A 12,070-nucleotide genomic window follows, 5' to 3' on the forward strand; every position below is an offset into this window, starting at 1 on the left:
GTTCCTGGCCGGATGCGGCGTCCCAGATCCGCGCCGTCCGGTCGGCGCTGGTGGTCAGGATCTGTGATCCGTCTGGGCTCCACGCCCCACTCCACACCGCGTCGCTGTGGCCGGTGAAGGAGGTGAGCTGGGCGTGGGTGGGGCGGGGGGTCCTGGCCGGTGCCATGAGCCAGCCGGCTCGGCGGGTGTTCGGGGGGCGGGTACACAGGAGTGCCTGGGTGCGGTGGGCGGTGGAGCCGGTCCAGCGGGCGGCGCTCAGATCACAGCTGCGGAAGATGGTCCCGGTGAGGTCGGCGTGTTGGAGATCGGCGTGCCGCAGGGTGCTGTCGAGGATCTCAGCGCGGGTCAGGGTCGCGGCTGTCAGGTCGGCGTGGGAGAGATCGACATTGCCGATGACGGTGGCGGTGAGGTCGGCGCCGGCAAATGAGGCTCCGCGGAGGTCGAGGCGGTGGGTGCCGGCGTCGATGCGCCAGCCGGCCAGGTTCGCGCCGGCCAGGACGCGGCTGGCCGGTGTGTGGTCGGGGTGGCCGGCGCGGGCGGCGGTCAGGCTGTAGGCGAAGGCGAGCACCGCCGCGGCGTCGGCGCGGCCGTCCGGGAGCCGCGTCACGATCGCCGCGAGCGCGGCCGTACATTGCGTCCGCCGCCGGTTGTCGTGGCCGGCGAGGAGCTGGCCGAGGAAGTCCAGGGTCTCGGGGCTGGGGACCGGCAGCTGCCAGCGTGCGCGTGACCGCTCAGGTGGCAGTTCCAGCGCCCGGTCGAGGTAGCGGGCGAGGAAGTACTCGCGCAGGGAGGTGTGCGCGAACCCGAAGGTGTCGTCGTCGCGGCGCACGAGGAACGTTGCGGTGCGGAGGTCTTCTTTCCACAGGTCGGGTGCCCGCGCCGGGTAGTGCAGCTCCAGCTCCGGCCGACCGGCGAGGAACTCCAACATCCACTGTTCGACGTCGGCGACGTCCCACGATGTGCGCCCGGTGCGCCACAGCTGCGCGGCGAGGTGTTCCATCAGCAGTTGTTTGTGCTCCGGGAGCAGGCAGTGCTTGCCGTCGTCGCGTTCGAGCCACTGCCGCACGAACGAGGCGTAGAGATCGACGGCGCGGACGGTGCGCCCGGCGAGCTTCGCCTGTTCGACGGTTTCCAACTGGTCTGCGATCATCCGCAGGGTCAGGGGCCGTTCGGCGATCTCGCGCAGGTTGTGCACGCTGCCGATCAGGTCCAGCAGCCGGTCGACGTCCGCGCCCGGGACATTGGCCTCCAGATAGGCCCGGATCTGCTCTTCGCCGAAGGGGAGCATGAGCAGCGCCAGGTAGTCGGTGCTGGTGGGGCCGTCGCGGTGTTGGCCGGTGAAGTGGTTGGTCTCGTCGCGGATCGAGCGGAAGTAGTGGGTCCGGCACGACAGCAGCAGCTTGCTCGGCCGGTTCGCCCGCGCGCCGGCCGGCTGGGAGCGCCAGAGCTCCTCGGTGGCCCGCCACAACGTGCGGGTGAACACCTGGCCGGCGTGCGGTTCGAGGTGCACGAGGACCTCGTCGAGCCCGTCGAAGATCAGTACACAGTTGCCGCTGGCGACGAGGTCGAGGACCTCTTCGACCGTCGGAACCCGCCCGAGGTCTCCGGCCGCCAGCAGCGCCTGGAGGATCTTCTTCACCCCGGTCGTCTCGCGAACCACCTGTGCCGGGAGGTCACGCAGGTCGAACAGGATCGGGAGCGGCACCGACGAGTCGTGCTCGCGGCGGTCCAGCAGTGCCAGGGTGAACAACTGGGCGGTGGTCGTCTTGCCCATGCCGACGTCACCGAGCAGCGCGCACAGATGCTGCGCGTTCGGTGACGCTGCGGTTGCCCAGGTGACGAGCCGGTCGACCGCTGGCAGCGGTTCGCTGAGGCGCCGCGCCGCCGGTTCCGTCAGGGCGGCGGAGGCCAGCGAGGTCTCCTTGGCCTGCGAGGTCACGGGCTCCTCCCGGAGGAAGCGCCGGCCAGCCACGCCCCTGACCCATGTGTCCAGCTCGAGCCGCATGGCGAGCGGTCCGGGGGTGGTGGCCGGTTCTCGGAGCCGTTCGGCGATCAGATCGAGCGTCCGGTGCACGAACGCGACGCGGGCGTTACGGTTCGCCTGCTGGCTGAACGGCCGGCGCGCCTCGTGCACGATCTCACCGGCGGGTCCGGCGCCGCGGGCCACGCCTTCCAGCGCCAGCCGGAGGGGCCGGCGGGTGGTCGCACCCGGGTAGGTGTCCCGGCTCGCCGCGGTGCTGTCGAGCTCCACCACCAGGTCGGCCGCTTCCCGCAGCCGGCGCCGCTCGCTTTCCACGTCGGCGCCGAGCAGCGGCTCGAGGACGCTGGTGACCCGGTAGCCCGGACCCGCGGACGCCTGCTCACTCAACAGCTCGACGAATTCCCGCTCGCGCCGCCGGATCGGTTCGCGGGCCTTCCGCGCGATCTCCACATGGACGACGACCCCATGGACGACGACCCCGCCGTGCCCAGCGTCGGGTGTCGCCGCAGGCAGCACCTCGGTGACCGTCGCGGTCACCGTTTCCTCGTCGCCGCGCCGGCTGGCCTCCCGCCGGGACCGGGCGGCCAGCTCGTCGCCGGTGAGGTCCTCGCCTTCGAACCAGCACACCCGGTCTCGGGGCGGCGCCTTGCGCTGGTCGCTGACCAGCCGTACCTGGACTCCTGCCGCGTCCGCCGCGGTGTCGAACGCCGCGCGGAACTTCCGGAACGCGTCCTGGGCCTTCGTGTCGTCGCCGCCGGGGGTCGCCACGGCCAGCGCGTCCGTCATCGGGATCCGGCCGTCACCGTCGATCAGATCGGCCAAGCCCCGCAGCCGCTGCACCTGCCGTGGTGTGAGGTCGTCGGCCAGCCGGTCGATGTACCGCAGCACCGCCTGGCGCGGCAGCCGTGTGATCATGCGGCGTCGGCCAACACACGGCGGCGGATCTGACCCGCGAGATCCACCACGAACCGCTCCCGGTTCGGGCCCGCGGTCTGGGTGAAGGCGCGGCCACCGGCATCGGTGAAGATCTGCCGCGCGGCCAGCCCGCGCAGGTCGAACGACCCTTCCAGCGGCACCTGCTTCAACATCACCGGCATCGCCTTGCCTCTGCCCGGCCCCAGCAGTCGCGGAAGCTCCGTATCCTGGATGTAGCTGCTCGCCAAGAATTTCGGGCTTACCAGCAGCAGCCCGTAGTCGCAGGCGGCCAGCCGGGTCAGGATCTCCTCGTGCCAGTCCGCGCCGAGCAGCAGGTCCGAGTCCTCCCACCGGGTCAGCCGCACCCCGCTCAGCGCGTCGAACGCCAAGCCGGCCAGCAGCCTCTCCTTCGCGGCCTTGTCGTCATGCGCCCAGCTCACGAACAGCGAAGCCGCAACCACCCCAGCCATCAAGAGCCCTTCTCTGCATTTCCCGTATTTCCCGATGGATTCACGATAGCCTAACGATGAGCGAGGACGATCGACCTGGTCACCTGATGAGTTCTGGGAGCCCGCCATATCGGGTGCCACGAGCGACGCCGTGGACGTGGACGTGGACATGGCCCGCAGCGACTCCACCAGCTGCGGCCAGCCGCCGGGACTCCACCGCCGTCGAGGCGGTCAAGCATTGAACGCCCAGGAACGCCACGCCACCCGGCTCCCAGACTTCAGAGTAGACTTCCGAGTTTGTGGATCTGTCGGATCTCCTGGCCCGGAGCGAAGGCAAGACGCTCGAGTTCAAACGTGACCTCTCGTCCCCTCGGGGCGTCCTGCGTAGTCTCGTCGCATTCGCCAACACGGCTGGCGGCATTCTGCTGGTTGGCGTTGAAGACGGCACCCGCAGCGTCCGAGGTGTCCCGGAGCCGCTCGACCTTGAGGAGCGGCTGGCGAACCTGATCAGTGACGCGATTGCTCCCCGGCTGGTTCCCGACATCGAGATCGTCTCCTGGCGTGGAACTCAGGTGGTGGCCGTCGAGGTGTTTCCCGGCTCGTCGCGGCCGTATCGCCTGGCCCAGGAGGGTCCGGAGAGCGGCGTCTATGTCCGGGTCGGCTCGACTAACCGGCGGGCCGATCCGGACCTGATCGAGGAGCTGCGCCGTTACGTCCGTGGTGAGGCGTACGACGAGCAGGCACTGCCCGAGCTTGGCTCGGAGGCGGTTGACTTCCAGACGGCGGCCGGTGCGTTCGCGGACGTCAGGAAGCTACGGCCGGAGGACCTGGAGACCCTGCGGCTGGTGTCGACCCATCAGGGGCGCCTCGTGCCGACTGTCGGAGGTCTGCTGTTGTTCGGCTGTGACCAGGACCGTGGTCGGTTGTTCCCTGATGCCTGGATCCAGGCCGGACGTTTCCGGGGCCTCGACAAGTCCCAGATCGTCGATCATCTGGAGATCCGCGCGAACCTGGTGCGTTCCGTCGAGGAGGCGGTCGGCTTCGTGCGCAAGCACAGCCTGCACGGTCTCGACATCGGTGCGATCCGGCGTACCGACCGGTGGAACCTGCCGCCCGTGGCGGTACGGGAGGCGGTGGTCAACGCGGTAGCGCATGCGGACTATCGGCAGCGCGGGGCGCCCATCCGCATCGCGATCTTCGATGACCGGCTTGAGGTGGAGAACCCGGGTCTGCTGCAGTTCGGCCTGACCGTCGAGGACATCCGCCGCGGCGTGTCCAAACTTCGCAACCGGGTCATCGGTCGAGTCTTCAACTCGCTGGGACTCATCGAGCAGTGGGGCAGCGGGATCCAGCGCATGACCGCGGCCTGTCGTGAGGCGGGCCTTCCACCTCCGGGCCTGGAGGAGATCGGCACCCGCTTCCGCGTGACCCTGTGGACGCAATCCGTCGAGTCGCCGATGCTGGACGTCAAGGACCAGGCGATCATCGATGCCATCACGGCCGACGGCGCTTCCACCGGCGAGATCGCCGCTGCCATCGATCTGTCCACGCGCGCTACCAGGACCAGGCTTATCAGACTGATCGGCCGCGGCCTCATCCGCGAGGTCGGTACTGGCCCGCGCGACCCCAAACGCCGCTACTTCCGGTCCACCTAGGCATGGTCTGATCAAGGCGGCTGGCCTGCCCGCGAGGCCCGACAGCGGTCCGACGGGCTCGATACTCCGCCGCAGGCACAAGGAGCTCGGAAGTCAGCTCTGAAGGTCGAGTGCTTCAGAGTGCTTCAGAGCCTCTGTTGCGTTGCGCCGGCCCATGCGCCCTGGACCCCGAGGGCCCTGTCAGGGCCTGCTGCGGAAGCCCGTCAGCATGGCCATTCGTTGATTTCGGGGCGTGTTGAAGCTGTGACCTGCGTGTTCGGCCAGATCGGTGGCCATTCTGTTGGGCATCTAAGATGCTCCGGCAATAGGACTGTCCGGCTCACGCCGGCCGGCCGGCTTTCGACTTTCGCCCCGACACATCCACCGTCAGTCTGCCGGACCTGGGTAATGGTGGATTGCGGTCGGTGAAGTCCGCTGACAATCCTGGCAGAAGGTAGCATGCCGGCATCGGATGGATTGGTCAGCTGCGTGCCGCTACGGGGGTGAGGCGCGATGGCGCGGGTGTTCATCAGTCATGCCAGTGAGGATCTGGGCGTCGCAAGGCGCGTCACGGACTGGCTGTGCCAGGCCGGGCATGATGTGTTCCTCAGCTATGATCTGGAGCGCGGAATAGTCGTCGGGGATGCCTGGGTCCAGCGGCTGTTTGACGAACTGTACGCGGCTGACGCTCTGGTCGCGCTGGTCACCACAGGGTTCACCCGGTCGCCATGGTGCGCGGCGGAGGTTGGGATTGCACTCGCACATGGGCTGCGGATCCTGCCGGTGCGAACCACACTATGCCCGAGCGGCCGACGAGCCAGCTGGCGACGAATGCTGCCAGTACAGGCTGAACCAGCCGTGGCCTACCGGCTGATATCCACCGACACCCAGTGGACAATCCTCGACAGCGACGGAACCACCGCCCGGAATGCGCTGATCGAGGCATTACGGCGCCTGGACGGAACAGGTGAAACCACCAGCACACCGTCGGTCGTCTACCCAGGTCTGGCAGCATTCACCACCGGGCAGGCGCGGGTGTTCTTCGGCCGCAGTGCCGACAGCCGCGCCCTCGCCGACCGGCTCCGTGTCCCCACCGGCCGCCATGGCAGTGGTCTGCTGGCCGTGGTCGGCCCCTCGGGATGCGGAAAGTCCTCCCTGGTCCGGGCTGGGCTGGTACCGATCCTGGCCGCGGATCCCGACTGGCTTGTCCTGGCCCCGCTGATACCCGCAGCCGATCCGGTCGCTGAGCTGGTCCGGCTCCTGGCCGTTGCCGGGCGGGCCCGGGGCCTGGACTGGACCGCCAGTACCGTCATCGACACCGTAGACCGGCCGGGCGGGCTGACCCGCCTGGTCGCGGATCTCCTGGCCGCGGCCGGAGCCCGCCGCCTCCTCCTCACCATCGATCAGGCAGAGGAACTGCTGACCCACAGCCCCCCAGCACAGCAGCGCCGGTTCGCCGGGCTGCTGCTGGAAGCCACTGGCGGTCCGGTCCGCGCCTTGGCCACCATCCGCTCGGAGTTCCTTGACCCGCTGGCCACCCTGGCCGCCGACACCCACCTCCCGGTCGCGTCGTTCCTGGTCGCCCCCCTGGCCCGGGACATGCTGGGGCTGGTCATCACCGGCCCGGCCCGCCGCGCCGGGATCAGCGTGGACGAGGAACTGGTAGCCCGGATGGTCACCGACACCGGCAGCGGGCAGGCCCTGCCGCTGCTGGCGTTCGTCCTGGGCCGGCTCGCTGAGACCGTGTCTCGGGGCGGGCATCTGTCGGCAGCCGAGTATGACCGTCTCGGCGGCGTCCAGGGAGCCCTGGCCGGTCAGGCCAACACCGCTCTGGCCGAGGCCGCCGCTGCCAGCGGCCGGGAGCCGGCCGCGGTACTGGATGGGCTGCTACGCCTGGTCATCGTTGATAGACACGGCCAGGTTGCCCGCCGTCGGGTCGCCCTGGCCGACCTGCCTGCGGTGCTCCGGACGGAGATGGAGGTGTTCGTCGCCCGCCGGCTGCTCACCATCACCGACGACACCGGTCCCATCCCCGGGGATGGCACCGGGCGCCGGCCGGTCATGGATATCGCCCATGAGCAGCTCCTGACTGCCTGGCCACCCCTAGCCGGCGCCATCGCAGCCGCGGATACCCTACGGCTCCAGACCACCACCGCTGAGGCCGCCGAGACATGGGAGCAGCACGGCCGGCCCGCCGACTATCTGTGGGAACTGAACCGGGCGGCCACCGCCGCGCGCACCCTCACCCCCGATACCCTCACCTCTACTACCCAGGCGTTTCTCACAGCCAGCCATCGCCATGGCGTACGCCGCCGCCGTCGCGCCATCGCGCTGCTGACCGCTTTTGTACTGCTGGTGACAGCGGGGGGTGCCACCGCGACGGTCGAATGGGTGACCACTCGCGCGCAACGCCAGGAAGCACTGCGGCAGCAGCGGCTCGCTACTGCCCGGGGGCTCCTTGTCCAGGCAGAGCAGCTCCGCGGCAGTGATCCTGCCCAGGCTCTCAAACTCAATCTTGCCGCGGAACACCTCGCCTCCACGTTCGAGACCCGCGCCAGCCTCGCCGCCATGCTCGTCGCCACCCCATGGATCGCCAGTATCGAGGACGACCAGCACCTCACCGCGGTCGCGTTCAGCCCGGACGGCCATACCCTCACCACTATTAGCAATAGCAGTGGTGGGGGCCGGTTGCGGGTTTATGATCTCACCGACCCGCGGGCGCCGGCGCGGATTGCCAGTGTCGACGACGACCAGTACCTCACCGCGGTCGCGTTCAGCTCAGCTGGCCATACCCTCACCACTATTAGCAACAGTAGTGGCGGTGGTCGGTTGCGGGTCTATGACCTTACCGACCCGCGGGCGCCGGCGCGGATTGCCAGTGTCGACGACGACCTGAGCCCCACCGCGGTCGCCTTCAGCCCGGACGGCCATACCCTCACCACCACCAGCGGTATCAGCGGCATCAATGGTGGGGGCCGGTTGCGGGTTTATGACCTCACCAATCCGCGGGCTCCGGCGCGGATTGCCAGTATTGACGATGATCAGTACCTGACCGGGGTGGCGTTCAGTCCGGACGGTCATACCCTCACCACCGCCACCAGCATCAGTGGTGGGGGTCGGTTGCGGGTCTATGACCTCACCAATCCGCGGGCGCCGACGCGGATTGCCAGTATTGACGACGACCAGCACCTCACCGCGGTTGCGTTCAGTCCGGACAGCCATACCCTCACCACCGCCACCAGTAACAGCAGTGGTGGGGGCCGGTTGCGGGTCTATGACCTCATCAGCCCGCGGGCGCCGACGCGGATTGCCAGTATTGACGACGACCAGAGCCCCACCGCGGTCGCGTTCAGCTCAGACGGCCATACCCTTACCAGCATCACCAGTAACAGTAATGGTGGGGGCCGGTTGCGGGTCTATGATCTCATCAGCCCGCGGGCGCCGGTGCGGATTGCCAGTGTCGACGACGACCAGTATCTGACCGGGGTGGCGTTCAGCCCGGACGGCCATACCCTCACCACCACTACCACCAGTAACAGCCGTGGTGGGGGCCGGTTGCGGGTCTATGATCTCACCAGCCCGCGGGCGCCGGTGCGGATTGCCAGTGTTGACGACGACCAGTACCTCACCGCGGTCGCGTTCAGCCCGGACAGCCATACCCTCACCACCACCAGCAGCATCAGCGGTATCAATGGTGGGGGTCGGTTGCGAGTCTATGATCTCACCGACCCACGGCTCTCGGCGCGGATTGCCAGCGTTGACGACGACCAGTACCTGACCGCGGTCGCGTTCAGCCCAGACAGCCATACCCTCACCACCGCCACCAGCATCAGCGGCGGAGGGCTGCGAGTTTATGACCTCACCGACCCGCGGGCCCCGGCGCGTATCGCCAGCATTGACGACGACCAGCACCCCACCGCGGTCGCGTTCAGCCCGGACGGCCACACCCTCACCACCACCAGTAACAGCAGTGGTGGGGGTCGGTTGCGAGTCTATGACCTCACCGACCCGCGGGCGCCGACGCGGATTGCCAGTGTCGACGACGACCAGTACCTGACCGCGGTCGCGTTCAGCCCAGACAGGCACACCCTCACCACCATCAGCAACAGCGGTAGCGGTGGTGGTCGGTTGCGGGTTTATGATCTCGCCAATCCGCGGGCGCCGGTGCGGATTGCCAGTATTGACGACGACCAGCACCTCACCGCGGTCGCGTTCAGCCCAGACAGGCACACCCTCACCACCACCAGCAACAGCGACAGCGGTGGTGGTCGGTTGCGGGTTTATGATCTCGCCAGCCCGCGGGCGCCGGTGCGGATTGCCAGTATTGACGACGACCAGCACCTCACCGCGGTCGCGTTCAGTCCGGACGGTCACACCCTCACCACCACCACCACCAGTATCAGCATCAGCAGCGGTGGTGGGGGTCGGTTGCGGGTCTATGACCTCACCGACCCGCGGGCGCCGACGCGGATTGCCAGTGTTGACGACGACCAGTATCTGACCGGGGTGACGTTCAGCCCAGACGGGCGCACCCTCATCACCATCAGCACGATCAGCGGCAGTGGCGGGGGACGGCTACGAGTCTACGAGATAGCAGGAATATCAACTCTCAGTGGCCATATCCACGTTTGGGCGTGCGACGCGGCCGGCGCCGGCCTGTCGGCCGAAGAATGGAACCACTTCGTGCCCGGCGACATCGCCTACCGGCGCACGTGTTGACACAACCACGAGCGACGGTGGAAACCGGAGAAGCACTATGCGGCGGCGGGGCGCGACGCGTCCGGTGAGCACGGCGTGCCTGGTCACGGTGTCCCGATGGATCCCCCACAGTGTCATGGTGCCGGCTGTGGGCTGGTCTGGGTCTATATGGGCTGGAGTGGGATGCTGGCGCGGTGGGTTACGGGGATGCAGTGGATGGCTGGGATTTCTTCGTCTCGTACACGCAGTCTGACCGGGCGTGGGCGGAGTGGATCGCGTGGGTGTTGGAGGAGGACGGTTTCCGGCTCCTGATCCAGGCGTGGGATTTCGTCCCAGGCACGAACTGGGTCGTCGGGATGCAGAGTGGGGTGTCCCGGGCGACGCGCACGATCGCGGTGCTCTCCGACGACTATGCCCGGTCGGTGTACGAAACGGCGGAGTGGCAGGCGGCATGGGTGGCTGACCCCGCCGGGCAGGACCGGAAACTGCTGGTGGCGCGGGTCGCTGCCTGCGACCGGCCGGGGCTGCTGCGCCAGGTTGTGGGCGTCGACCTGATGGGGATCGGTGAGGACGCGGCCCGGATGATCCTTCGTGATGCCGCCCGGCGGGCGGTGTCCGGTGGCCGGGCGAAACCGGCCAGCGCTCCGCCGTTCCCGCCGGGCCTGCGCGCGATACCCCGACCGGTGGCGTTCCCGGGTGGGCCGTCACCGGCGGTGGTGAGCCGGCTGCGTCCGCCGGAGGAGCTGCTGCCCGAACTGCCGTCACGGTTCGTGCCCCGGGATAGCGACGTTGCCGGCGTACGCGCGCTGCTGACCGGCCGCTCAACCGGCCCGGTCGTCGGGATCGTGGGGATGGGAGGCGCGGGCAAGTCAACGCTGGCCCGTGCGCTGGTGCACGACGATGGGGTCCGGGCGGCGTTCCCGGACGGGATTGTGTGGGTCGAGGTCACCCCGCGTCCGGACCTGGCCGTCCTTCAGGCGCAGGTCCTGGCCGCGTTCGGTTTCCCCGAGCCGGTCGTGGACGTGCGGGTGGGGACGGCGCGGCTACGGGAGGTGCTGGCGGGGGCAGTGTGCCTGATCGTGGCGGACAACGTCTGGGATCGTGAGGTGCTGGCGGGGTTGCCGGTGCCGGCGGGAAGCCGTCTGCTGGTAACCACCCGTGACCGGGAGGTCCTGTTCGCCGACAACAAGGACTATCGGCTCGAACAGGTCAACAACGAGATGGCGCGCCGGGTGCTGGCCCGCTACGCCGGGTGCGAGGTTACCGGCCTGCCCGAGGAGGCCGACGAGATCGTCCGCCGGTGCGGCGGTCTGGTGCTGGCCCTCGCCGTGATGGGAGGCATGGTTGCTGAGGGCCGGCGGTGGGCCGTGGTCACGGCACGGCTCCGCCGTGCTGATCTTGCCTGGTTCGTGAGCCGGCTCTCCGACTATCCCCAGGGTCTGCTCGCCGCGCTGGAGGCCTCTGTCGCGGCGCTCGGCGAGCCGGACGCGGACCGGTTCCGGGAGCTGGTGGTCTTCGAGGGCCGCGGGCCGGTGCCGGTGGCGGTGGCGGTCCTGCTGTGGCAGGCCACAAGTGGCCTTGATGAGCTGGATGCCGAGGATCTGCTGAGCAGGCTTGGTCGGCACAGCCTTGTGCAGATCGACCCCGCCAGCGACACGTTCACCCTGCATGACCTGCTGTTTGACTACGCTCGTGCGACGCTGCTTGCTGAGCAGCGTGAGCAGGTTCATGGCGTGCTGGCCCGGTGTTTCCTGTCCCGGTGGGGTGGTCTGGATACCGCTCTGCCCGCCTTGGGGGGCCGTCTGGGGTTCGACGCCGTGGATCGTTACGGTATGTCAGCGTTGATCGTGCATCTGCTGGCCGCGGGTGAGCCGGAGACGGTCGATGCGCTCTTGGCCGCGGAACGTCCCACCTGTGATGGCCGGGCGGAGAGCGTCTGGTATGTCGCCCACGAGAGCCAGGGCAGCACGGGTGACTATCTGGCCGATGTTCGTGCCGCCTGGCAGGATGCCCGGACCCGGTATCCCGCGGATGATCCCCGGGGGCTTGGTCGGCAGGTCGGCTACGCGCTGCTCTTCGGCTCGATCACCAGTCTGGCCGCGAACATCCCCCCGCCGCTGCTGGTCCGGCTCGTCGATACTGGGTTGTGGCCCCCGGCCCGTGCTCTCGCCTACGCCCAGGCCATACCGGATCCGGCTGGCCGGGCGGAGGCAGTGGCCGGGTTGGCGTCCCATCTGCCCCCTGACCAGCGTGGGCCGGTTCTCGCTCAGGCGCTGAGCGCCGCCATCACCATCGGCTGGCCGGACGCCCGGGTGCGGGCGTTGGTCGGGCTGGCCCCCCACCTGCCCCCCGACCAGCGCGGACTGGCCCTCGCCCAGGCCCTGGCCGCCGCC

The 12,070-nt window shown here is 69.0% G+C and carries 5 protein-coding genes; 3 read left to right on the plus strand and 2 right to left on the minus strand.

What is annotated here, in order from left to right; genetic code table 11:
- Together MJ777_RS14560 and MJ777_RS14565 are read right to left on the minus strand one after the other, a co-directional pair.
- On the minus strand, nucleotides 1-2,896 hold a 2,896-nt coding region (locus MJ777_RS14560), incomplete at its 3' end, for an NACHT domain-containing NTPase (protein ID WP_239376783.1).
- On the minus strand, nucleotides 2,893-3,366 hold the full coding sequence (locus MJ777_RS14565) for a TIR domain-containing protein (RefSeq protein WP_239376785.1): 474 nt from the start codon (nucleotides 3,364-3,366) through the stop codon (nucleotides 2,893-2,895). The genes MJ777_RS14560 and MJ777_RS14565, both read right to left, overlap by 4 nt.
- Nucleotides 3,367-3,644: 278 nt before the next feature.
- Here MJ777_RS14565 and MJ777_RS14570 point away from each other — a divergent pair, with 278 nt between their 5' ends.
- From MJ777_RS14570 to MJ777_RS14580, 3 genes are all read left to right on the plus strand, one after another.
- Nucleotides 3,645-5,000 (plus strand): helix-turn-helix domain-containing protein, encoded by a 1,356-nt coding sequence (locus MJ777_RS14570; RefSeq protein WP_239376787.1) that lies wholly within the window; start codon nucleotides 3,645-3,647, stop codon nucleotides 4,998-5,000.
- Between the two features lie 492 nt (nucleotides 5,001-5,492).
- Nucleotides 5,493-9,698: a TIR domain-containing protein gene (locus tag MJ777_RS14575; RefSeq protein ID WP_239376789.1), complete on the plus strand. Its 4,206-nt coding sequence runs from the start codon at nucleotides 5,493-5,495 to the stop codon at nucleotides 9,696-9,698.
- 173 nt (nucleotides 9,699-9,871) lie between these two features.
- The coding region (locus tag MJ777_RS14580; protein WP_239376791.1) for a toll/interleukin-1 receptor domain-containing protein at nucleotides 9,872-12,070 on the plus strand (2,199 nt) is incomplete at its 3' end.

It is taken from the genome of Protofrankia sp. Cj5 (assembly GCF_917627405.1).
In the GTDB taxonomy this organism is placed as follows: Bacteria; Actinomycetota; Actinomycetes; order Frankiales; family Frankiaceae; genus Protofrankia.

Excerpts from the sequence above, each read along its gene's own strand:
- MJ777_RS14575 (WP_239376789.1), top strand. The coding sequence starts at position 5,493 with ATGGCGCGGGTGTTCATCAGTCATGCCAGTGAGGATCTGGGCGTCGCA.
- MJ777_RS14565 (WP_239376785.1), bottom strand. The coding sequence starts at position 3,366 with ATGGCTGGGGTGGTTGCGGCTTCGCTGTTCGTGAGCTGGGCGCATGAC.